This is a genomic window from Telluria sp. PB2R4, from assembly GCF_059685695.1.
In genome coordinates, this window is sequence record NZ_JCASIC010000002.1 from 565598 (window position 1) to 586725 (window position 21128).

General features: G+C 65.2%; 19 protein-coding genes and 1 tRNA gene. 8 read left to right on the top strand and 12 right to left on the bottom strand.

Translation table 11 applies throughout. The features are described 5' to 3' along the window. Positions 1-720: 720 nt before the first annotated feature. The 3 genes from AC56LU_RS06005 to AC56LU_RS06015 all read right to left on the bottom strand — a co-directional run bounded on the left by AC56LU_RS06005 (position 721) and on the right by AC56LU_RS06015 (position 4606). A complete protein-coding gene (locus AC56LU_RS06005) occupies positions 721-1587 on the bottom strand; it encodes a plasmid recombination protein (protein WP_497174692.1) in 867 nt (288 codons plus the stop codon). A 748-nt stretch (positions 1588-2335) separates the two neighbouring features. Continuing rightward, positions 2336-3175, bottom strand: a complete 840-nt coding sequence (locus tag AC56LU_RS06010) for a hypothetical protein (protein WP_497174693.1) — start codon at positions 3173-3175, stop codon at positions 2336-2338. 87 nt (positions 3176-3262) lie between these two features. Continuing rightward, positions 3263-4606: a tyrosine-type recombinase/integrase gene (locus AC56LU_RS06015; RefSeq protein ID WP_497174694.1), complete on the bottom strand. Its 1344-nt coding sequence runs from the start codon at positions 4604-4606 to the stop codon at positions 3263-3265. Between the two features lie 124 nt (positions 4607-4730). Between AC56LU_RS06015 and AC56LU_RS06020 the strand changes: the two genes are divergently transcribed. After that, a tRNA-Met gene (locus AC56LU_RS06020) sits at positions 4731-4834 on the top strand. Positions 4835-4942: 108 nt separating this feature from the next. Here AC56LU_RS06020 and AC56LU_RS06025 read toward each other — a convergent pair. Continuing rightward, the gene (locus AC56LU_RS06025; protein WP_497174695.1) at positions 4943-5839 is read right to left on the bottom strand and encodes a pyridoxamine 5'-phosphate oxidase family protein; all 897 of its coding nucleotides are present in this window, start codon (positions 5837-5839) and stop codon (positions 4943-4945) included. 7 nt (positions 5840-5846) lie between these two features. Beyond that, positions 5847-6452 carry a glutathione S-transferase family protein gene (locus AC56LU_RS06030; RefSeq protein WP_497174696.1) on the bottom strand — a complete coding sequence of 202 codons (606 nt, stop codon included), beginning with the start codon at positions 6450-6452 and terminating at the stop codon, positions 5847-5849. Positions 6453-6552: 100 nt separating this feature from the next. Between AC56LU_RS06030 and AC56LU_RS06035 the strand changes: the two genes are divergently transcribed. Beyond that, positions 6553-7446, top strand: a complete 894-nt coding sequence (locus tag AC56LU_RS06035; protein WP_497174697.1) for a LysR family transcriptional regulator — start codon at positions 6553-6555, stop codon at positions 7444-7446. On the opposite strand, the gene AC56LU_RS06040 is transcribed toward AC56LU_RS06035, so the two are convergent. Together AC56LU_RS06040 and AC56LU_RS06045 are read right to left on the bottom strand one after the other, a co-directional pair. Then, positions 7429-7749, bottom strand: coding sequence for a hypothetical protein (locus AC56LU_RS06040; RefSeq protein WP_497174698.1), 321 nt, complete (start codon positions 7747-7749; stop codon positions 7429-7431). The genes AC56LU_RS06035 and AC56LU_RS06040 overlap by 18 nt on opposite strands. Positions 7750-7769: 20 nt before the next feature. Continuing rightward, positions 7770-8744, bottom strand: coding sequence for an MBL fold metallo-hydrolase (locus AC56LU_RS06045; RefSeq protein ID WP_497174699.1), 975 nt, complete (start codon positions 8742-8744; stop codon positions 7770-7772). A gap of 122 nt (positions 8745-8866) precedes the next feature. Between AC56LU_RS06045 and AC56LU_RS06050 the strand changes: the two genes are divergently transcribed. After that, positions 8867-9271 carry a hypothetical protein gene (locus tag AC56LU_RS06050; protein ID WP_497174700.1) on the top strand — a complete coding sequence of 135 codons (405 nt, stop codon included), beginning with the start codon at positions 8867-8869 and terminating at the stop codon, positions 9269-9271. A gap of 7 nt (positions 9272-9278) precedes the next feature. Here the strand turns inward: AC56LU_RS06050 and AC56LU_RS06055 are convergent, their stop codons facing one another. From AC56LU_RS06055 to AC56LU_RS06065, 3 genes are read right to left on the bottom strand one after another with little or no spacing between them, the layout of a single operon-like run. Further along, positions 9279-10199: an NAD(P)/FAD-dependent oxidoreductase gene (locus AC56LU_RS06055; protein WP_497174701.1), complete on the bottom strand. Its 921-nt coding sequence runs from the start codon at positions 10197-10199 to the stop codon at positions 9279-9281. Next, entirely contained in the window at positions 10162-10668 is a 507-nt protein-coding gene (locus tag AC56LU_RS06060; protein WP_497174702.1) for an RrF2 family transcriptional regulator, read from the bottom strand. The genes AC56LU_RS06055 and AC56LU_RS06060 overlap by 38 nt, the downstream gene beginning before the upstream one ends. Before the next feature lie 57 nt (positions 10669-10725). Then, a complete protein-coding gene (locus tag AC56LU_RS06065) occupies positions 10726-11109 on the bottom strand; it encodes a YbaN family protein (protein WP_497174703.1) in 384 nt (127 codons plus the stop codon). 258 nt (positions 11110-11367) lie between these two features. Between AC56LU_RS06065 and AC56LU_RS06070 the strand changes: the two genes are divergently transcribed. After that, positions 11368-13281 carry a bifunctional diguanylate cyclase/phosphodiesterase gene (locus AC56LU_RS06070; RefSeq protein ID WP_497174704.1) on the top strand — a complete coding sequence of 638 codons (1914 nt, stop codon included), beginning with the start codon at positions 11368-11370 and terminating at the stop codon, positions 13279-13281. A 33-nt stretch (positions 13282-13314) separates the two neighbouring features. Here the strand turns inward: AC56LU_RS06070 and AC56LU_RS06075 are convergent, their stop codons facing one another. Both AC56LU_RS06075 and AC56LU_RS06080 read right to left on the bottom strand, forming a co-directional pair. Then, positions 13315-14604, bottom strand: coding sequence for a cytochrome P450 (locus AC56LU_RS06075; RefSeq protein WP_497174705.1), 1290 nt, complete (start codon positions 14602-14604; stop codon positions 13315-13317). Between the two features lie 105 nt (positions 14605-14709). Further along, entirely contained in the window at positions 14710-16968 is a 2259-nt protein-coding gene (locus tag AC56LU_RS06080) for a CHASE domain-containing protein (RefSeq protein WP_497174706.1), read from the bottom strand. Positions 16969-17115: 147 nt separating this feature from the next. Between AC56LU_RS06080 and AC56LU_RS06085 the strand changes: the two genes are divergently transcribed. The 4 genes from AC56LU_RS06085 (at position 17116) to AC56LU_RS06100 (ending at position 20895) form a co-directional block, all read left to right on the top strand. After that, a complete protein-coding gene (locus AC56LU_RS06085; protein ID WP_497174707.1) occupies positions 17116-17559 on the top strand; it encodes a hypothetical protein in 444 nt (147 codons plus the stop codon). A gap of 75 nt (positions 17560-17634) precedes the next feature. After that, positions 17635-18255, top strand: a complete 621-nt coding sequence (locus tag AC56LU_RS06090; protein ID WP_497174708.1) for an LON peptidase substrate-binding domain-containing protein — start codon at positions 17635-17637, stop codon at positions 18253-18255. A 26-nt stretch (positions 18256-18281) separates the two neighbouring features. After that, complete coding sequence (locus tag AC56LU_RS06095; protein WP_497174709.1) at positions 18282-19046, top strand: hypothetical protein; 765 nt, start codon at positions 18282-18284, stop codon at positions 19044-19046. A 325-nt stretch (positions 19047-19371) separates the two neighbouring features. Continuing rightward, on the top strand, positions 19372-20895 hold the full coding sequence (locus AC56LU_RS06100; protein WP_497174710.1) for a DEAD/DEAH box helicase: 1524 nt from the start codon (positions 19372-19374) through the stop codon (positions 20893-20895). Positions 20896-21128: the final 233 nt, after the last annotated feature.

The following is a 21128-nucleotide window of genomic DNA, read 5'->3' on the forward strand; positions in this document are numbered from 1 at the left end:
GGTACGGAAGCCACGGCGAAGGCTTAGGGATAACAAGTAAACTAATTTAAGCTTGAGTCATAAATGCTTCGACTACAACTTGCGCATACTGCGCAGAGCAAACGTCAGCATTTATAAGCATTCTTCCAGGCTGAAGCAGCATCAATCTTACCCAATGAATGCACTTCATGCACTTCATACATTTTCAGCGCAAATAGTCGAATGACTCGACGCTTAAGGATCGTCGGCATTTCTGAAAGCTCAATTAGACTCGCGGATTTTCTTCGCCTGCTTAACGAGGTATCTCACCTCTTGCTGCAGCGCTTTCAACCTCCGCTTGAAAGAATTTGGTTTATCAGCGTTCCGTGACGACCTAAGTTTTCCTAACTTCGTAACAGGTCCCGTTGATGTTTCCCACGGCCGCCATGTCCTAATCAAAGCGGCCTGCTTCGCTTTCCGTTCCGGTGTCCATCCGTTTTTCATGGTGTGAATCCAATAGTTCGTTATGTGATTCGCGACTGTCGCGCCTACGGTTGCCTCAAATCTGAGGCTGGCGAACTGATACCCCGCTATATGACCGCGTCTGACATCAGGCAATGCATCAATGCAGTGACTGCCGCTCATGTTCGATGCGATGGTGACTGAACCACTGCTGCCGTGCCGTGCGTCCCGTTGAAGCTCAACAGCCGGTAAAAGAACGCTTGAGGCAACCCTATCCCTACACAGGATAGGGTTGCCTCACTAATCAGGTCGGTCGTTGACTCTATCCCTATAAGGTTGCGGGCGCTTCCCTATAGGCTTATCTTCTTTCATCGGTCTCGTCATGGTCGCAACGAACGAACCTGAAACTTTCGGAGCAGGCACTGCAAGCCCTAGCGCTGTCAGTAGCGGCTCGGGGTCTGCGGTATGCGGCCCCAGCAGCACTCGCAGAAAAGAGCTATCCAACCCGCTATTGGCATCGAGCACGTCATAAGCCAGTTCGATAGCTGCTCGACGTATGGATGCGCTAAGGTGTTTCTTGGGCGTCGCTCGGGTTAACCCGTACAACCGCCCTACATTCTCTTGGAAGGCTGCCTGATGTCCTTGCAGCTTCGTGCGCCCTCCCATAAGGTCACTTCCAACCATCCGACCATCCACCAAGGGCAGAAGGAGAACGTGGCAATGAGGTGCCTCCTCATCGTTATGGATTACCGAACTCAACAGAGGTACATTGAAGTGCTCCATGACCCATTGAGTGGCGTTAGCAAAAAAATTTCCTTGGTCGATTGCTGTGTCCTTAGGTAAAGAAATTACGACTTCCAACGCACGCACAGCATTCACTTTCAAGGGCCTGACGTTAGCTTCCTCCATAATGAATTGAGCTGTTTGCGCGACGCCATCAGCAGTCAAAGCGCCCTGCAGCACAATGTTGTAACCAATACGGCTGGGGTCAATATGCCTTTGCGCTCCAATCTCGGCAGCAATCTCGCGTAGGTTATGCTTTGCCGCTCTAAGCACGATGTCTTTACCGGTCAGCTTTTTGATACGAAGAAATTGCACTTGCGTCACAGTGGCGCCCCGGGAAACAAGAGCACCAACATCGTGAAAATACGCAATAAGGTTGGCCACAAATTGGTGACGGCATTGGCCTTTTTCTTCAAAAGAGCGTTCACGATACAGTCCTTATGCTACGTGCACGCATCCAGGTATTCAAAGAACGGCGGTCCATGTCATCAAGCCAGTAAACACCAAACTTAATTTGGCGGCCATCGCGGTCAATTCCAGGGGTTATCTGACACTGAATGTTCAATCCTTTATTGCGTAGCTTTCCAATCAGATCAGGGCCGTTTGATGCTCCCGTGACGCGGTCAATCTCCTCGCGTGGTCGAGGCCTAATTAACAGAGCGTGCAGAGCGCGCAGGTACCTAGGATTTTTAGTTCCGGTAAATTTACGAGCAAGTTGTGGAGTAGAATGCTCAGTGTCACCGAGGTCCAATTCTGCTATCAATGGGAGTTGGGCCTTTTTCATTCTAGCCCCCGTTCAGCAGACGCTTGATGTCAGCCACGGCCCAGGCAAGGCGACCATTGATGCGGACGGGCCGCAGTGGACCATTGTCCAGACAGGCCCACTTTCTCAGCGTTTGATTTTGGCGACCAAGCCAGTACGCGGCAAGTGCGGTGCCTACGTGGCTACGCTTTTCCGTCTCCGGAGAGGAGAACTGAAGATTTGCATGCATCGTCGTGTCCTTTCGTTGACAAATGACGATGCAAAATCTACGCATGGCAACCGAAGCAGGAGGTTGCCGCAACCACGGAACGTGTCAACCATGCGGGTTAGCGAGCATTTCGCGCAACCAATTAGCGCAACCGCACTTCCTCACTTTCGATGAAAAACGGTGTCAAATGCCCCTGCAGCTCTGGGCGCAAACTTACGCTTGGCCTTGTTGAGTTGCTTCGTTATTCCTTGGCGACTCATCTTGTAGTGTTCAGCCAATTTCTGTTTTGTCACACCCGGCTCAAGGGCTCTATGGTAGAGCTCACGCCATGCGTAGTCGTCCCATCTTCGCCTAATTTCGATGCCCTTTGGGCTCGTATGTTCTTGAGCATTGTGTTGCGGCTCTTGGTCAGCCTCTCCGTAGTTGGTCTTATCCTGATGCACCTCGTGTTGCGAATGACGGTTTCCGTCCTCGTCTGTGGCGCCGTTTTTCTGCCCGTTAAGTTGCGACTGCTGCGCTGGTTGCCAATGTGCCGTGACGGTCAAATCGCCTTGGTCGTCGTGCCATCCTTCGAGCCAAATTGCTTGTTCGTGTGAGACAACGTACGTGCTGCCCGTCGCCTTACCCCATTCATTCAAGCTGCACAACGCGACATGCAGACTAAGCAAATGAGACATCTCCCAGTCGGGCTCAACAGGAAAGTCATCTTTATCGTGCTTGCCGTCCTTTTTCATTACAGTCGGCTCACCGAAGACCGTCGCGTCGTCGATGATATTGGCGGCGTCTATGGCCTTGCCAAGATGACTGCATACCAATAGCAGACCCGCTTGCGCCTCTTCCACAAGCAACTTGGCATACTCACGGAAAAAATGGTCAAACTTTCTTGTATGAAACGGGGCCGCTCCAAAAGCAGTTGTTTTCGCTCTAGCCATACATTCGGCGACTGCCGCGAGCGGAACTATATCGCCGCCAATAGCAGCGGTCTTCACGGTATATTTCATGCCTCACCTTGTTCTTGTAGGGCGATTTCTAAAGGCGTCCGATTGGTTGTGCTGGAGCATCAACCTTCATTCTCTGTCTCGCCGGGCCTAGGCAGCACTAACAAGCCGGATTTCTGGCCCAGCACGCTTGAATGCGACCCCAGCTTGCTCAAGTATCCAAGCCTCAATCTTGACGTGCCACATGCGCAGTAGGTCGAGCGGGCGCCGGATATAGTTTTGTTCCCTTACACCCTGCGGCTTGTGACCTTGAATTTGTGCCGCAATGCCTGCCGGGGTCTCGGTCCATTCACACAAGCTTGCGAAAGACCGGCGCAGCCCGTGCAAAGACAGGTCGAGCGCGGCAATGGCACAGGCCTTTTTATGTGGCGGTGTCGGGTCAGCAAGGCGGCCATCGGCAGCGGTCATGCTTGAGAAAACCCATTCATTGCGGCGTGGCAAGGCGGAAATCAAATGTTCCATATAAGGGGGGAGGGGCACAACACGTAGCCCATCCACCTTGTCGCGTATGGTCATACTCTTCCACTGAAAATCTACGTCCGCCCACTTCAGGCGACCTAGTTCCTCTCGGCGCGCTCCGGACAGTAGAAGACACTGTAAGTACGCCGACGTTACGGGGTTGCCAATCTGACGCACGGCGGCGAACCATGCCGGCAATTGTTCACGCTGTAGCACGTCATTTTTCGCGGTCGGCTTGCCCAGGCTCTCGCGCACCTTCTTACTTTGCGCTGGGTTGGCTGCGATGATTTCCCTATACACCTGATGCTCGGTGCACCAGTTCAGGCAGGCTTTGAGCATCCGCCACGCAAGGCGGGCGCTCGTCGGGCGCGTCGCAGCTTCGGTCTTAGCCCATGCTTCAATGCGATGGGCAGTCAGGTCTACCAGGCGTACCCCGGCCAGCGAGGCAAGGGGCGCGGGTTTTGTCACCTTCTTATTGCTGCGGGTTCTCGGCTCACCACCCAGTTTAATCATCCTCACGTGGTCTGCAGCGTGACGTTCGCCCCATTGCGGCGCTCGGTCAGCAATGTAGAGCGGCCACACGTCGCCCAGCGTCATCGAGTCACGCACTACGGCAGCAGCGGCGGCGGTTGCGGCGGCTGCTTTCGCGGCGCGCTCTGCTTGTTCTGCGGCCAGCTCGTCGGCTTTCACTTGGCGCGGGTCTTGGCCGTTGTCGATGATGACCTTCAGGCGACGAACCTCAGCGCGGGCAGCGGATATAGTCCACGCCGCCGGGTCTCCAATCTTGAGGCGAACTACCTGTCCGCGTATCTTTGCTTGGAAGATGTAAGACTTGCCACCGCTCAGCGTAGCCCGAAGACCAAGTCCAGGCGCTTCCGCGTCCCATAGGAAAGACAGAGTTTCGCCCTCGAACATCGGGAAGTCGGCGACCCTGCCCGCCGTAAATTTTACTTTTGCCATCGTTTGATACCCCATGTCGTCGGTCCGGTACACCGTCAGTACCCCGTCAGTACCCGGCTAGTACCCCGATATGGAGTATATCAATCAACTTGCATCAACACCACACAAGGCGCGCATGATATCTAACACTATGATTTTTAGGTGTTTCTCTGGGTTTGTGGCAGAAAATCAACGCCAATAAATGTCTTTTCTTGCCGACTCATAATCCGTTGGTGCCCGGTTCGACTCCGGGGAGGCCTACCACTTATCTCCAGCCAGCAGCGCTGCCTGCCAAGCCACAGCATCGACGGCGCCAAGGCATCGATCGGCACGACGCAGATCTTAGCCGCGGCGTTAGCCAGCCTCACTTCTTCACTGCGCCAGACTCACCTGCCGCATCGGAAACGCCCCACGCCGCAGCCATCCGCGGGTGACGCTGAAAGTCCACACGCGCTCGGCCCGCCCATCCGGCAGGCCGGCGGCCTGCCATGCGATGTCGGCAAAACCCTGCAGCTGCAGGATATCGCCACTGTCGAAATCCACCATGACCAGCGCGGCACGCGGCTCCAGCAGCAGGTTGCCGAGCGTATTGAAATAGCGGTTCCCCGGATAGTCGGGCACCGTGATCACATTGCCGTCCAGCCGCAGGAAACCGGCCTCTCCGCCGCGGTGCGAGATGTCCAGGCCGCGCGCCTGCGCCTGCGCCGCGTTGCCGCTATCGCTGGCGACGAACATCGTCTCGCAGGCGGCGATTAGCCGCACGGCATCCTGGGGCAGTTCGGCGCCGAAGGTCTCGACGGCGTCTGGCTGCCGGGGCGCGCGGGCGAGCTGGCGAACATGGATGTACTTTGGGCAGTTGCCAAACGACTGATGTACATCGACGAGCAAGCCGTCGTCGTCGACCTGCGCCAGCACGCCATTTTCGCGGTTGCGCCGCCGGGTGCCCAGGTCGATGCCGAGAATGCCGACGCCGGCGCCCGGCTGCATGTGCAAGGCGGCAGGATCGTCGCGGTCGGGCAGGGTGGCGATCCGCAGCTGGCCGGGCGTCGGGGATGCGGCGAAACCCGGTTCGCCGTGCAACAGCGTCGCGACCGGCCAGCCGCTGTCGTCCGCCACGGCCACGCACACAAACGGCAGCAGCGGAAAGAACTGGCGGTGCTGGTCCGGCATCTGGCTGCGGATCGGCGCGCCGGCCGGCCCGCCGCCTGCCAACTGCTGGGCGCGCAGCTCTCCCTGGTGGAAGGGCTCGAGAATGCGGAAGTCGCTCATGGCGCACTCACGCCGGCATCGGCACGAAATGCGGCAGGGCCTGGATGCGCGCGATCCAGTTGCGCACCTGCGGGTAGGGCGCCAGCGATACGCCGCCTTCCGGCGCATGCGCAATGTAGGCGTAGCAGGCCAGGTCGGCCAGCGTCGGCCGTGGCGCGGCCAGGAAGTCCTGTTGCGCGAGGCTGTCTTCCATGAAGCGCAGCACCTTGTCCGCCAGCTTGTGCATCAGCTCCTGCGGCATGCCGGTATCGCCCCAGCGTGCCGAAACGCGCGCCTTGGCCGGGCCGAAGGCGATTTCGCCGGCCGCCAGCGACAGCCAGCGCTGCACCTGCGCCGCCTCGACAGGATCGCTTGGCAGCCAACCGCTGTCCGGGGCATAACGTTTGGCCAGGTACACCAGGATGGCATTGCTGTCTGCGAGCACGAGCTCGCCGTCCTGCAGCACGGGAATCTGGCCGAGCGGATTGATGCGAAGGAACTCGGCGCTCTGGCGGACCGGCGCCGGCGCATCGATGAAGCGGTAGGGCAGCTTCAGCAGGTGCAGGAACAGTTCCACACGGTGGCTGTGACCGGAGAGTGGAACGCCATACAGGGTAAGGGAGGAAGGAGTCATGGCTGCGAAGGATGTGATGGATGGAGGCTTCATCGTAGTCACAGCAGCGGCGTTGCGGAATGGGGCATAATCGCAAATCACTCTTTCACTCGCTGCAATAATGGACCGTCTGGATGAACTACAGGTTTTCCTCGCCATTTTCGAGGCGGGCAGCATGGCCGCCGCGTCGCAGAAACTGCACCGCTCGCCTTCGGCAGTGACGCGGCTGCTGGCGGCGCTCGAGGGGCGCATGGGTGCGCGCCTGTTCGAGCGCAGTACGCGCCGCTTGAGCCCGACGGGCGAGGGCCATCGTCTCGCCGTGCAGGCGCGCCGCCTGCTGGCCGACTACGACATGGCGATCCGCGAGCACCAGGCGGCTGCGCCGCGCGGGCTGCTGCGGGTAACGGCGCCGACGGTATTCGGGCGCCGCCACATGGCGCCCGTGGTGACCAAGTTTCTCATGCGCTATCCGGAGATCCAGGTCGAGCTGATCCTCAACGACCGCAACATCGACCTGATCGACAACGGCGTCGACCTGGCGCTGCGCATCGGGCTTCTTGACACGTCCAGCCTGGTGGCGCGCCGGCTGGGCGAGGTGCGGCGCATGACCGTGGCCAGTCCGGCCTATTTGCAGCAGCATGGCACGCCTGCCACGCCCGAGGAGCTGGGCCGGCACCAGCTGATCCTGGGAACGGCGGTGCGGGGGCTGCCGGAATGGCGTTACGGGGTGGGGGAGCGCGAACACGTGGTGCGCTTCACGCCGCGCCTGCAGGTCAACGATGTGGAAGGCGTACTGAACGCGGCGCGCGGGGGCTTCGGCATTGCCCGCGCCTTGTCCTACCAGGCGGCGCCCGATGTGCTCGCGGGCAGCCTGATACCGATCCTGAGCGCGTACGAGCGCGAGGCGCTGCCGGTGCACTTGGTCTTCGCGGGCGCGCGGCATATGGCGCCACGCGTGCGCGCCTTTGTGGATTTTGCGGTGGAAGAGTTCGCGCAGCTAGCGCTGATTCATTGAGGGGCCGGTCTTGCGGCTCTTGAGCCAATCGCGCCCGCCGGCGGTCAGCGCCTTGGCGATCGCCTCCGGCGGCAGGCTGTACACCGTCGCCCAGGTGGCGCGCCCGTCCGCGCTATTCGACGGAAAGCTCTCGGTCTCGATCGGCCAGTGGTACTTGCGCTTGAGCGCGCGGACGATGGCGGCCAGGGTGATGCGGCCGCGCATCGGCTCGGCGCCTAGCTGGTCTTCGTTCGACAACAGCACGGCGAGCACGGCGCCGCGTGTGGTGTGCGGTCCGGGGAAGATGGGTGTTTTCTTAGGCATGGGGGAATTGTAGCCCGAGCTCAGGGCAGAAGACTGAGCCTGCCGTCCTTCCCGAGCTCGTAGGTCGCCAGGTCGCGCGCCAGCGCGAGCGTGCCCGTGTAGTGTTCGCGCGCCTCGCGCTCGATATCGTCCAGGCTCAGGGCGCTCGTCTTGCCCTGGTTCGTGTCCTGGTAGCGCGGGCTGAAGTGGGTCAGGATCAGGTTCGGCACCTGCGCTTCCTGCGCCACCCGCGCCACCATCGCGGCCGAGCTGTGCTGCGGCCCGGGGCCGATCTTGTGCAGGATCGCTTCGGTATAGGTTGCCTCGTGCACCAGCAGGTCGGCGCTCGCGGCCTCGAGCGCCAGCAGCGCCGGCCTGTCGTTGTCGCCGGCAATGATCAGCTTGCGCGAACGGCGCGGCGGCAGCAAGAACTGTTCGGCCGCGACCAGGCGGCCATCCGGCAGCACCACGTTGCGTTCCTGCTGGATCTCGCCCCAGGCCGGCCCGGAGGGAATGCCGCCCGCCTTCAGCTTGTCGATGTCGAGCTTGCGCTCCACCGCCGCCTCGGTGAAGCTGAAGGCGTGCGATTCGATGCGGTGCGACAGCGCGGTCGCATGCACCCGCAGGTCGGGCAGGACGTCGGTGTGGGCCAGCTCGCCGGTCCGCACCCACTCGATGGGGTAGGGCAGGGTCAGCTGCGTCGCTTCCATGATGCATTCGATCATGCCGCGCAGCGGCGGCGGGCCGACGATGGTCATCGGCGCTGTCCGGTTGAGCATGCCGGCGCTGGCCAGCAGGCCGGGCAGGCCGTAGCAGTGGTCGCCATGCAGGTGGGTGATGAAGATCGCGCGCAGGTTCATCGGGGACAGAGAGGTGCGCAGCAGCCGGTGTTGCGTGCCTTCGGCGCAATCAACCAGCGACCAGTGCTTGGCGCCGCGGGTGCGGATCGCGATGGCGCTCATGTTGCGCGACCTGGTCGGTGTGCCGGAGGAGGTGCCGAGGAACTGGATTTCCATATGCCCCATTATCCACCAACTGCAAGAGGTTTGATTTCGCTCAACGTTGTCTGCTGCGGCGACGAACCGTTTGGACGATTGCCACTGTCTGACTAGCACGGTAATCAGCCACGGGAGATCCCATGCGCAGCTACCATCCGCTCGTCGCGGCCGCATGCCTGCTGGCCGCGCCCCTTGTGTCCGCCGCCCAGTGTGGCGGGCAGGGCATGGTCAACATCACCGCACAACGCGGGGCCATGGGCACGCCCGGTGCGGATTTCTCCACCGGCGCCGAGCTCGCCGCCGAAGTCGTCGGCAGCTACGCCCTGTCCAACGGTCACACATTGCGGCTGTTCGATCTCGACCAGCAGCTCTACGCCGAGTTCGACAACCGGCGGCGGGTGCGGCTGGAAGAAGTCGGCCCCCACGCGTTCGCCTCGCGCCAGCGCAACGTCCAGCTGCTCTGGATGCCCGGCGGGCGCACCGACACCATCCTGCTGAGCTATCCGGCCGACAGCGAGGGCCGGTTCCAGTACAGCTGCCCCTGAGGGCCGGTCAGCCGAAGACCAGCGAGCGGTGCGCGCCCAGGCCGGCCATCGCGCCGTCTGCCACGGCGATGGCCACGTTGCCGGCCGGCCGCGTCGCATCGCCGCCGGCGAACACGCCGGGCACGGTGGTCTGCTTGCTCATGTCGGTGCGGATGAAGGGGCCGAGCGGGCCCTCGTCGAACTCGCAGCCGAGCAGCGAGGCGATCGGGCTTGCCATGTGCAGGCGGCCGTAGGTGAACAGGCCCGCATGCGCGATGCGGCGGCCGTCGGCCAGCACGACGGTGGCGGCGTCGTCGATGCGCAGGATCGGCGTGTCGTCGATGGCGGCCACGCCGCGCTTTGCCATCGCGGCGCGCTGTTCGTCGCCAGGTGCGTAGCGGCCGTTGGTGAACAGCGTGACGGCGCCCCAGTCGGGCAGCAGCATCGCCTGGTGAAAGGCCATCTCGTCATTGGCCAGGATGCCGATCGCGCCCTGCTGCAGCTCGTAGCCGTGGCAGTAGGGACAGTGAAACACGCTGCGGCCCCAGCGCTCGGCCAGGCCTTCGATGGGCGGCAGTTCGTCGCGCACGCCGGTGGCCAGCACCAGGCGGCGGCCGCGCACCTGCCTGCTGTCGTCGAGGTCGACGGTGAAGCCATCGCCGTTCGTGTCCGCGCGTGCGTCGAGCGCGCTGCCGTCGATCCACTGGACGGTGGGGTAGGCGGCAACATCGGCGCGGCCGGCCTCGGCGATGGCGGCGGCCGTCTGGCCGTCGCGGCCGAGGAAACCGTGCGATTCGCTGGCGAAGCGGTTGCGGCGCCGGCCGGCGTCGACCACCAGTACCTGGCGCCGGGCCCTGGCCAGTTGCAGGGCGGCGGACAGGCCGGCGTAGCTGCCGCCGATGACGATGGCGTCAAACCGGGTCGTGGTCGCGGTCGTGCTTATGCTCATGCTTGTGCTCATGGTGGAACCTCGTGTCGTGGTGGGTGCGTTTGTAGTCCTCGAAACGCTGGTTGAAGTCGCGCGACAGGTCGGCCAGCGTGACGTGGCCGAGCTGGCGGATCAGCAGCGCTTCGGCCTCGTCGAAGGCCTGGCCCAGGGCGGCGTTGACCGCCTGCTCGACCAGGCAGCTGGTCTTTTCGCTGCGGTTGCCCATGGCGAAGAAGGGTGGGGCGCCGACGGCGTCGTAGATGTCGCGCAGCGTCACCTTGCCCAGGTCGCAGGTGATGCTCCAGCCGCCGCCGTGGCCGCGGTTCGAGCTGATGTAGCCGCGCTCGCGCAGGCCGGCCAGGATGCGCCGCACCAGCACCGGATTGGTGTCGAGGAAGCGGGCCATTTCTTCCGAGGTCATCGGGCGGTCGCTGTGGGCCAGGTGCAGGAGCACGTGGAGAACCGAGGAAAGTTTGCTGTCGCGTCTCATGTAACTAATGATAGTACAAATTGGGGCGCAGTGTGTCGGAGAGCGATTTTTTGCCGATTACGGTTTTCTCAGCGTGCGCAGCGTGGGCAGGAAGCGCCACAGGTAGAGGCTGACGCAGGCGCCGGTCAGCGCCAGCGCGGCGGGGATGGCAATGCTGCCGGTGTCGTGGAAGCGCCGCATCGCCAGCAGCAGCGAGGTCCACAACATCAGCGTGGCGACGATCTTCGCCTTGAGCGGGATGCCGCGGCCGGCCTCGAAATTGCGCAGGTATTCGCCGAACACGCGGTGCGACAGCAGCCAGCGGTGCAGGCGCTCGGAGCCACGGGCGAAGCACCAGGAGGCAAGCAGCAGGAAGGGCGTGGTCGGCAGCAGGGGCAGGAACAGCCCGAGGATCCCCAGCAGCACGGCCAGCACGCCGGCCACGTTGTAGAACGGTTTCATGGCGTCACTCTAGCATGCGTCCAGACAGGCGGCGCAGTCCGGTACGGATGAAACAATATTTCAATAAAGGCGGTTATACGGAATATTCTTTCATGTTGCAGCAGAGCTCAAAATCGGTAAATTTTAGGTCAACAGTAAGTTCCTACTAGAAACAATATGTATAATGAATAGTGTTACGACGGGCGCGTTCCAACAATTTTGCGGGCGCGAGCAAGGCGCCCGGCTTCGCCTTCCCTTTGCCAAGCAAGCTCGTCGTCCATGTCTTCGCCGTCCCCTTCCGTCAAGCCGTCCGCGCATGCCCGCGTCGCACGCTTCTTCCGTCCCCGCGTGCTGCGCGACCTGGCCATCTACCTGGCCATCATGCTGCCCATCGTCTGGGGACTGGTGGCGGTGGAGCAGTCGCGCTTCGCCGCGATTGCCCAGGCCAACAGCAAGCGCGACCTGCGCAACTATGCCCGCGTCTTCACCGAGGAAGTGCGCGCCACCGTCGGCATCGTCGACCTGTCGCTGATCCAACTGCGCACCAGCTGGCAGCGCGACCGTGCCGGCTTCACGCTGAGCGTCGGCGAACATGCGCGCCATTTGCGCCACCGGATCCCGATCATGGTGACCGTGCTCGACGCGGCAGGCAAGCTCGCCTACACCAATGCCGGCCCCTCGCACCGCGGGCTGGACCTGAGCACGGCGGCCGGCTACCAGGCCCATCTCGGGATCCGCGACGACCGCATCTACGTCAGCCGTCCGGTGATCTGCCCGCTCACCGATGCCTGGGCCGTGCAGTTCAGCCGCTCGATCCGCGACGCCCAAGGGCGCCTGCAGGGCGTCATGCTGGCCACCGTCTCGCCCGATTATTTCGTGCGCTTCTACGAGGATATCGACCTCGGCCCCCACGCCTCGGTGTCGCTGATCCGCACCGACGGCGCCATCATTGCCCGCAGTGTCCACGCAGGCGCCCGCGGTAACGGCCGTCAGGTCATGGGCCAGGTCCTGGCGGACAATCCGCATTCCGCGCACAGTCCGGTGACGGGCAGCTTCCGCCGCGTCGGCCAGTTCGACGGGATCGAGCGCTTCTACGCCTGGCACAAGCTGCCCGAATACGGCATGGTGGTGACGGTCGGCGAAGCGGTGCAGGATGCCGAGGCGCGCTTTGCCCAGCAGCGCGCGGCGCTGGCCTGGGTCGGCGCGACGGTCTCCTTCGTGTTGGCGGTGCTGGGCTGGGCCGCGCTCGGCGCCACCGACCGCCGCCGCCGCGCCCTCAAGGCGCTGGCCGCCGCCGAGGCGCGCTGGAAGCTGGCGCTCACCGCCACCGGCGACGGCGTCTGGGACTGCGATGTCGTCACCGGCCTGGCCACGCTGTCGGCGCGCGCCCAGATGATCCTCGATACCGAGCGCGCGGTGATCTCGTGGTACGGCAGCGCGCTCGACGCCATCGTGCATCCCGACGACCTGCCGCAGCTGCGCTCCCAGCTGCGCGCCCACCTGGGCGGGCGCAGCCAGGATTTCGCGGCCGAGTTCCGGGTGCGCATGCGTAACGGCGAATGGCGCTGGACCGACGCGCGCGGCACCATCAGCGAGCGCGACGAGCTGGGCCAGCCGATGCGCATGGTCGGCACCTTCTCGAACATCGACGCGCGCAAGCACGAGGAAGCGCGCATGCACCGCATGGCGCACGAGGACGCCCTGACCGGGCTGCCCAACCGCGTGCTGCTGGGCGACCGCCTGCGCCAGGCGATCCGCACGGCCAGCCGCGACGGCCACAAGGTGGCGCTGATTTACTTTGACCTCGACAAGTTCAAGCCGGTCAACGACACCCACGGCCACGCCGTCGGCGACCGCCTGCTGCAGCTGGTGGCGCGCCGCCTGCGTGCGGGGCTGCGCGAGGCCGACACGCTGGCGCGGATCGGCGGCGACGAATTCGTGGTGCTGCTGCCGCGCTGCGACGAACCGGCCGACGCGGCGAGGGTGGCGGAGAACATCCTGTACCAGCTGAACCAGCCTTTCGAGGACAAGGAGGACGGGCTGGTACTGCATATTTCGGGCAGCCTCGGCACCGCGCTGTTCCCGGACGACGGCAAGGATGCCGACGCCCTGCTCCATGCCGCCGACCTGGCCATGTACGATGCCAAGTCGCATGGACGCAATCGGGGTCATGGGCGCCAGTGGCGCGCATGACGGCGCCCAGCGTTCCGGCCCGGCGCTCCACGGCTAGAGCACCGGCGCTGCCACCTCGATCTGGAAGCGGCTCGCCGGCAGCGCCGGCATGCGCGCCAGGTCGATGCTCAAATCCTGGCGCGGCACCGTGTACACCACTTCCGAGGCCAACAGGTGCAGCGCCGATTTCACCAGGTCGATCGTCATCGTTTCGCCGGGACAGCGGTGCCCGGTGAGGTAGTCGCCCGCGCCCTGCGCCACCAGGTCGAAGCCGTCGCTCTGCCAGCCGGTGAAGCGCTCGGGCCGGAAGCGCTGCGGCTCGGGCCACAGGCGCGCGTCGTGGTTGGTGCCATGCATGTCGAACAGCACCCAGATGCCTTCGCCGAAATGCAGTCCGCGCCACTCGAAAGGGTCCAGCACCCGTCCGCCGACCGCCGGAAAGAAGGGGTAGAAGCGCCGCACTTCCTGCGCGAAGCTGGTGAGCGCCGCGTCGTCGCCGCTGGCCAGGCGCGGGCGCCATTCGGGAAACTCGTGCAGCGCCTGGGCGCCGAACACGATGTAGCGCGCCACCGCCACCGTCGGGCGCAGCACATTGATCAGTTCGTTGGCGGCGATCTCCAGGGGCAGGGGGCGCTCGTCGCGGTCGCGGTGGCGCGCGATGACGGCCAGCGGACTGCCCGGCGCCGGCGTCATTTGTCCGGCGCGCACCGCCTCGACCAGGCCGCTGGCCCACCCCTCGGTGCGGCGGAGCATGGCCAGGCCCTGCACGGTGCGCCGTAACACGGTGCCGGCGCCGTCGATCATGGCCGAGAACTCGGCGCTCAGGCGCGGCAGGTCGATGCCGGCGGGCGGGATGCCGGCCCAGCGGCAGGCAGCCGCGCACAGCACGCTTTCGGTCTCGTCGAACAGGGTCACGTGCCGCTGCGCCGGCCACAGGCTGACGCGGGCGCGCCACTCTTCCAGCGCGATCGTCACCATGCGCGCGCGGTCGGCCGGGGTCTGCAGCGACATCATCATGGCCTTGCGGTGGCGGTGGTCTTCGCCATCGAGCGTTTCGGCGCTGCCGCGATCCTGCAGCAGCTTCAGGGTGGTCGGCGGGATCGCGCCGCGCCGCGTGAAGCGTCCCGGCTGCCAGAACATGCGCGCGGCCTCCGGGCCGCTGGTGCAGACCACGCGCCGGCCCATCAGGCGGGTGGTGAAGACGTCGGAATTCAGCTCGGCGCAGCGGCGCTGGATAAAGGGATAGCCTTCGCGCAGGAAGGCCAGCGTGCTGTCGACCGAACGGGTTGCCGGCACGCCCTGCTCGACGGGAACGTGGAGAGACTGGTTTTGGGAAGCAGACACTCGGTGCTCCTGGACGGTTTCAGGCAGCCAAATGTAGCATGCGTGCCTGGCGCGCACGATTTGACCCACTGCACCGGCAACGAACGCGTTTCGATAAGCATACGTTCAGTGCATCGCGCGCTGCGCCACCGCCCTGTGCCGCGGCAAATAAATCGTCACCGTCGTCCCCTTGCCGGTCTCGCTCGCCAGCCGGATGTCGCCGCCGCTCTGGCGTGCGAAGCCGTGCGCCATCGACAGGCCGAGACCGGTGCCCTTGCCCTCGGGCTTGGTGGTGAAGAAGGGCTCGAAGGCGCGCTCCATCACCTCGTGCGGCATGCCGTGCCCGGAATCGGCCACCGCCACCGTCACGTAGTCGCCCGGCGCCAGCAGCGCGTCGTCCTCGACATGGGCATTGCCGAGCGCGAGCACGATGCGGCCCTGGCCTTCCATGGCGTCGCGCGCGTTGATCACCAGGTTGAGCAGCACGTTCTCGAGCTGGTTCGGGTCGACCAGGACCGGCCACAGATCCTCCGGGACGCGCTTCTCCAGCGTGATTCCGTCGCCCACCGCGCGCAGCACCAGGCTGTCCATGCGCTCCAGCAGCCTGTCGACGTGGACCTCGAGCGGGTGCAGCGGCTGGCGCCGCGCGAAGGCGAGCAGCTGGCCGGCCAGCTTGGAACCGCGCTCGACCGCGTCGAGGATGCTCAGCAGGCGCTTGCGCTGGCTGGTGTCGGCGCGCAGCATCAGCTGCACGTTGGCGCTGATGATGTGCAGGATGTTGTTGAAGTCGTGGGCCACGCCGCCGGTGAGCTTGCCCACCGCTTCGAGCTTCTGCGACCGGGCCAGCGCCTGGCGCGCCTCGTCGAGGCCGCGCTGGCGTTGCTGCTCGCGCGCTTCGGTTTCCTTGCGCTGCCGGATGTCGCGCACGAACGCGGTGGCCCCGAAGCGCGCGCCGATCGGCAGCGCCGCCACCGTCACTTCGGCCGGGATGCGGCGCCCGTCGCGGTCGAGCACCCATAGTTCGGTCGGCGCGCCCAGCATCGGGCAGTTGCCGCCATGTGCGAAGGCCTCGAAGCCGGCGCCGAAGCCGGGACGGCTATCCTCGGGCAGCAGCTCGCGCACGTCGCGGCCGATGGCCTGGGCCGCGCTCAGGCCGAACAGGCGGCTGGCCTGCGCATTCCAGTCGGTGATGCGGCCGGCGTCGTCGACCGCCACAAAAGCGTCGGGCGCGTTCTCGAGGATCACCTGGATGCGCTTCTGCTCGCTGGCGACCTGGTCGTGCGAGCGGCGCAGCGCGAGCGTCATGCCCTGCGCCAGCTGCAGCGCGCGGCGGCGCTCGCTGGCCAGCAGCCAGACCACCAGGCTGATCAGCACGCTCAGGCCAATGCCGGTCACGGCGACCAGCCGCGGGCGCGTGGTGTCGCGGCTGTCCTCCAGGGCGGCGCTGGAGCGCATCGTGATGGTCCAGGTGCGCCCGCCGGGCAGGATCTGGGCGCTGGCGCGCAGCTGCGCCCGGTGGGCCGACGCGTTGGGCGAGCGGTACAGCAGGGTGGCGCCGCCGGCCGGCTCGCCGTCGTGGATCTCGATCTCGAGATCGGTCGAGTGGGCGCCGCCCAGCCCTTTCATGAGGTCGTTCATGCGGAAGGGCGCGTACACCCAGCCGACGATGGCGGCGCGGCGCTGCTCGACGGTACCGGTCAGCTGGCCTTTGCGGTACACCGGCAGGTACATCAGCGCGCCGGCCTGCTGGCCGGCCGGGCCCTCGTGGGCCACCTCTTCCTGGACCAGCACCACCTTGCCGCTCAGGGCCGCCTGGGCACTGTCGCGCGCCCGTTCCATGGCGGCGCGGCGCACCGGTTCGCTGAACATGTCGAAACCGAAGGCGCGCAGGTTGCGCCCGCCGAAGGGCTCGATGTGGGTGATCGCGGTGGTGAGCGCGCTCGGCTCGGCCGGGCGCACCGTATAGCCGGGATAGCCCTGGCGCCGCATGGCCGCCTCGTGCGCCGCCAGTTGGCCGGGCGGGACGATGGAGGCGATGCCGAGCGCTTCCATGCCGGGGAAGGACTGGTCCAGGCGTAGCAGCCGGTAGTATTGCTCCCATTCGCGCCGGTCGAGTTCGACCGACCCGCGCAGGTAGCCGCGCGCGCCGCGCAGCACCTGCTCGTACACCGCCATCCGGCGGCTGATGCTGAACACCATGTCGCGGGTGCGGTAGTCGAAGGTCTCGAGCAGCTGGGATTCGGCGGTGCGCTTGGCGCTGGTCCAGGCGCTGAAGGTGACCAGTAATGTCACCAGCAGCACCAGCATGGCCAGCAGCAGCGGCATCGGTCCGGAACCGGGCGGAAGAGTGCGGCTGGACTGGTCGGGTGGCTGGGACTGCGGCATGTTGTCTCTACACGCGTACGCGCGAGGCGCCGTGGGGCAGGTTGATCGGGATCGCGTGGAAACAGGTAGGATACGCATCCTTGCTGGGTTGAGGCGCACGCCATTGTGCGCATCCGGCAAGAACCAGTATGGCTTAAAATTTACAAAATGCAATATTTTGACTCCCTGCGCCGCCATTGGCCGCTCGCGTCGCTGGCGGGCGCGCTGCTGCTGGTTTTGCTGTGGGGCATGTTGTGGCCGCTGCGTGGCGACAGCCACGAGCTGCTGCTGGAAGTGCGCGGCGGCCCCGATGCTCCCAATGCGCCAGCCACGGTGCGCCTGACCCTGGGCGTGCAGGACGTGCTGCTGCTGAGGAATGCTACCGGCGCCCCGCTCGTGTTCGGCCCGGTGCAGCTGGCGCCGGGCGGCGAGTTCCGCCTGCCGGTCGAGGAGGCCGGCGAGCGCGAGATCCCGTGTCCGGCGCTGCCGGGCGGCGTGCTGCGGGTGCGGGTGGTGCCGATGCCGGACCCGGGGCTGGAGCGTTTGCGCTGGAGACTCGGCAATTTTTCGCATGCGATCCGCACGATGCCCGTGCAAGGACCAGAGCGTTGAACGGCCGCGCCTGCTCCGGCCGCCAGCCCCCAATCGTGCTCCCGCTTCACCTGCGATTCTGTCATGATGGGCATCATGTCCACGATTTCCATGCCCTTGTTCCCGCTCAGTACGGTGCTGTTCCCGGACGGGGTGCTGCCGCTGCAGGTGTTCGAGGTCCGCTACCTCGACATGATCAGCCGCTGCCTCACCGAGGACACGCCGTTCGGGGTGGTGCTCCTCACGCAAGGACATGAAGTACGCCAGCCGGACGGCGAGCCGGAGCGCTTCGCCGCCGCCGGCACCATCGCCTCCGTCACCGAAACCACCACCACCTCGCCCGGCCTGCTGCAGGTGCTGTGCCGCGGCGGGTCGCGCTTCACGGTGGTGACCGCCGAACAGCGCCTGAACGGGCTGTGGATGGCCGAAGCCGAGCTGGTCGAGGACGACCACGACGTGCGCGTGCCTTCCGAGCTGCAGGGCGCGTCCGACGCGCTCGACCGCGTGCTGTCCTCGCTGCACGACGTGCCGCGCCACCGCTGGCCGGTGCAGCCGCCGTTCCGCCTTGACGACTGCGGCTGGGTGGCGAACCGGTGGTGCGAACTGCTGCCGCTGCCCAACCAGCAGAAGCACCACATGCTCATGCTCGACAACCCCGTGATCCGCCTGGAGCTGCTGCACGATGTCCTGGACGAGCACGGCTTGATCACCTCGTAGCTCATTTTCGTAGCCCATTTGCTGGCATGAAATTCTCCGACGACCTCCTGATCGCGTATATCCACGGTGAGCTGGCCGAGCCGGCCCGCGCCGCGGTCGAGCGGGCCATGCATGCCGATCCGATACTGGCGGCCCGCATCTCCCAGCATCGCCGCGAAAACAGCGGCCGCTCCACCGGCCGCGCGCACATCTTCAGCGTCTCCAACGGCCACGACGGCGGCGGCCACCAGCAGCGCGCGTTGCCGCCCGGCGGGGCCAAGGTGGTCCACCTAGACGCCGTCCGCCCTGGACGCGCCGCCGTCCCGCCGCCGCCCAGGGCGGCCCGTCCCGGCTGGACGCTGCACCACTGGCTGGCGGTGGGCGCCGCGCTGGTGCTGGGCGCCGTCGGCGGCGCGCTCGGCTGGCAGGAGCTGCGGCCCGATGCCGACCTGGTGATGCTGGAGGCCAGCGACGGCGCCCTGGTGGCGCAGGGCCGCCTGGTCGGCGCCCTCGGCGGCCAGCTGGCCAGCCCCGGGCCCTCGGAGACCGGGGTGCGCATCGGCGTCACCTTCGTGTCGAAGGACGGCAGCTATTGCCGCAGCTTCGTGGTCGACACCACGGCCGGCCTGGCCTGCCGCGGTGGCGGCCGCTGGACCATCCCGGTGCTGGCCCAGCCGCAGGCGGGCACCGCCTGGCTCGACGGCAGCACGCTGCCCCCGGCGGTGCAGGCCGCCATCGATGCCCGTATCGTCGGCGCCACCCTCGACCCGGCGGCGGAACGCGCGGCCCAGCGACGCGGGTGGAACCCGTAGGGTGGGCGGGTCTCCCGCCCACGCGGCGATAGTTTGCAGCGAGATCATTCGGCGCGACAACGGAGCCGATGGTGATTACCGCGTGGGCAGCATAGTCGCCCACCCTACAAATCAAGACCTTATATACATGGGGGTGGTTTTCAGGTATCGTGTAGCCCGCTAAAGTGCCTCTACGTCCGCCCGTCCGCACCGTTTTCGGTTGCGGCGCCTGCGCGGCCCATGCGGTCCGGTCACCGGTCCGCCGTCCCATCTGGAAGCTACCCGCAGGCGGCAGCATGCGCGCAGGCGTAGCCGTAGAGCTAACGAAATACTGTCCAACAAGAATATGTCTGATATCCAGAATACTCCCGAAAGCCTCGATCCCGCCGACATCACCCTGGCCGCACCGATCGAGCAGGTGAAGGCGGACGAAGCGCCCACCGTGCGTTTTGCCGACCTCGGCCTGGCGCCGGAAATCCTGCGCGCGCTGAACGACCAGGGCTATGTGCACCCGACCCCGATCCAGGCCAAGGCGATCCCGCTGGTGCTGCAGGGCCGCGACGTCATGGGCGCCGCCCAGACCGGTACCGGCAAGACCGCCGGCTTCTCGCTGCCGATCATCCAGCTCCTGCTGGCGCATGCCAACAGCAGCATGTCGCCTGCGCGCCACCCGGTGCGGGCCCTGGTGCTGACCCCGACCCGCGAACTGGCGGTGCAGGTGGCCGAGAACGTCAAGGCCTATTCGCGCCATACGCCGCTGCGCTCCACCGTCGTGTTCGGCGGCATGGACATGAAGGGCCAGACCACCATCCTGAAAGGCGGCGTCGAGATCGTCATCGCCACCCCGGGCCGCCTGCTCGACCACATCGAGCAGAAGAACCTGAGCCTGGGCCAGGTGCAGATGCTGGTCATGGACGAAGCCGACCGCATGCTCGACATGGGCTTCCTGCCGGACCTGCAGCGCATCATCAACCTGCTGCCGAAGCAGCGCCAGAACCTGATGTTCTCGGCCACCTTCTCGCCGGAGATCAAGAAGCTGGCCAACAGCTTCCTGAACAGCCCGGTGCTGATCGAAGTGGCGCGCAGCAACGCCACCGCCGACAAGGTCACCCAGATCGCCTACAAGGTCGACGAAGAGCTCAAGCGCGACGTGGTCGAGCACATCATCCGCGAGCGCAATCTGAAGCAGGTGATCGTGTTCTCGAACACCAAGATCGGCGCCTCGCGCCTGTCGACCCACCTGGAGAAGAAGGGCATCAAGGCCTCGGCGATCCACGGCGACAAGACCCAGCAGGAGCGCATGGCCGCCCTCGACGCCTTCAAGGCGGGCACCGTGGAGGTGCTGGTGGCGACCGACGTGGCCGCGCGCGGCCTCGACATCTCGGACCTGCCCTGCGTGATCAACTACGACCTGCCGTACAACGCCGAAGACTATGTGCACCGCATCGGCCGCACCGGCCGCGCCGGCGCCTCGGGCGACGCGCTGTCGGTATTCTCGGACAAGGACGAGCGCCTGCTGCTCGACATCGAGAAGCTGATCAAGCAAACCGTGCCGCGCGGCGAGCTGCCGGGCTTCGTGGCGCCGTCCGCACGTGCACGCGACGGTGCGCGCGAAGGTGCACGCGATAGCGAACGCCGTGGTCGCCGCGAAGAATTCGCCCCACGCGGCGGCGAGCGCAGCGAGCGTCCGCCACGCAGCAGCGGCTACAGCCCGACGCCGCGCCGCGAAAAGGTCGATCCGTGGTTCCTCAAGCCCTACGAGCCATCGAGCGCGGCGCGCAAGGAAGTCGTCACGCCGACGCCGGTGCAGTCCAAGCCGGGCAAGCAGAAGCTGGCTTTCCTGCTGGGCGGCGGACCGCGCACGAATTGATGTTGTAGGGTGGGCGGCTTGTGATCTGGTCCACTGGACCAGATCACCCCACGCGTTCAGCCAGTGCGGGCGCAGTGGCAAATCGTCATTGAGTTGAACGCGTGGGCGGGAGACCCTGTATGGCACAGGGACATAGGTAACAGTTGTCTAGGGACATAGGTAACACCTTTTATGATCGTCGCACGACCGTTAAAGGAGCGTGCGATGCCTTGGAAGGAGTGTTCCCGGATGGC

What these genes read in the sequence shown, in the direction of transcription:
- AC56LU_RS06040 (WP_497174698.1), bottom strand. Translation starts at nt 7,749, where the DNA reads ATGCCTAAGAAAACACCCATCTTCCCCGGACCGCACACCACACGCGGC.
- AC56LU_RS06095 (WP_497174709.1), top strand. Translation starts at nt 18,282, where the DNA reads ATGAAATTCTCCGACGACCTCCTGATCGCGTATATCCACGGTGAGCTG.
- AC56LU_RS06065 (WP_497174703.1), bottom strand. Translation starts at nt 11,109, where the DNA reads ATGAAACCGTTCTACAACGTGGCCGGCGTGCTGGCCGTGCTGCTGGGG.
- AC56LU_RS06050 (WP_497174700.1), top strand. Translation starts at nt 8,867, where the DNA reads ATGCGCAGCTACCATCCGCTCGTCGCGGCCGCATGCCTGCTGGCCGCG.
- AC56LU_RS06010 (WP_497174693.1), bottom strand. Translation starts at nt 3,175, where the DNA reads ATGAAATATACCGTGAAGACCGCTGCTATTGGCGGCGATATAGTTCCG.
- AC56LU_RS06045 (WP_497174699.1), bottom strand. Translation starts at nt 8,744, where the DNA reads ATGGAAATCCAGTTCCTCGGCACCTCCTCCGGCACACCGACCAGGTCG.
- AC56LU_RS06030 (WP_497174696.1), bottom strand. Translation starts at nt 6,452, where the DNA reads ATGACTCCTTCCTCCCTTACCCTGTATGGCGTTCCACTCTCCGGTCAC.
- AC56LU_RS06085 (WP_497174707.1), top strand. Translation starts at nt 17,116, where the DNA reads ATGCAATATTTTGACTCCCTGCGCCGCCATTGGCCGCTCGCGTCGCTG.
- AC56LU_RS06080 (WP_497174706.1), bottom strand. Translation starts at nt 16,968, where the DNA reads ATGCCGCAGTCCCAGCCACCCGACCAGTCCAGCCGCACTCTTCCGCCC.
- AC56LU_RS06015 (WP_497174694.1), bottom strand. Translation starts at nt 4,606, where the DNA reads ATGGGGTATCAAACGATGGCAAAAGTAAAATTTACGGCGGGCAGGGTC.
- AC56LU_RS06055 (WP_497174701.1), bottom strand. Translation starts at nt 10,199, where the DNA reads ATGAGCATAAGCACGACCGCGACCACGACCCGGTTTGACGCCATCGTC.
- AC56LU_RS06090 (WP_497174708.1), top strand. Translation starts at nt 17,635, where the DNA reads ATGTCCACGATTTCCATGCCCTTGTTCCCGCTCAGTACGGTGCTGTTC.
- AC56LU_RS06070 (WP_497174704.1), top strand. Translation starts at nt 11,368, where the DNA reads ATGTCTTCGCCGTCCCCTTCCGTCAAGCCGTCCGCGCATGCCCGCGTC.
- AC56LU_RS06100 (WP_497174710.1), top strand. Translation starts at nt 19,372, where the DNA reads ATGTCTGATATCCAGAATACTCCCGAAAGCCTCGATCCCGCCGACATC.
- AC56LU_RS06060 (WP_497174702.1), bottom strand. Translation starts at nt 10,668, where the DNA reads ATGAGACGCGACAGCAAACTTTCCTCGGTTCTCCACGTGCTCCTGCAC.
- AC56LU_RS06025 (WP_497174695.1), bottom strand. Translation starts at nt 5,839, where the DNA reads ATGAGCGACTTCCGCATTCTCGAGCCCTTCCACCAGGGAGAGCTGCGC.
- AC56LU_RS06035 (WP_497174697.1), top strand. Translation starts at nt 6,553, where the DNA reads ATGGACCGTCTGGATGAACTACAGGTTTTCCTCGCCATTTTCGAGGCG.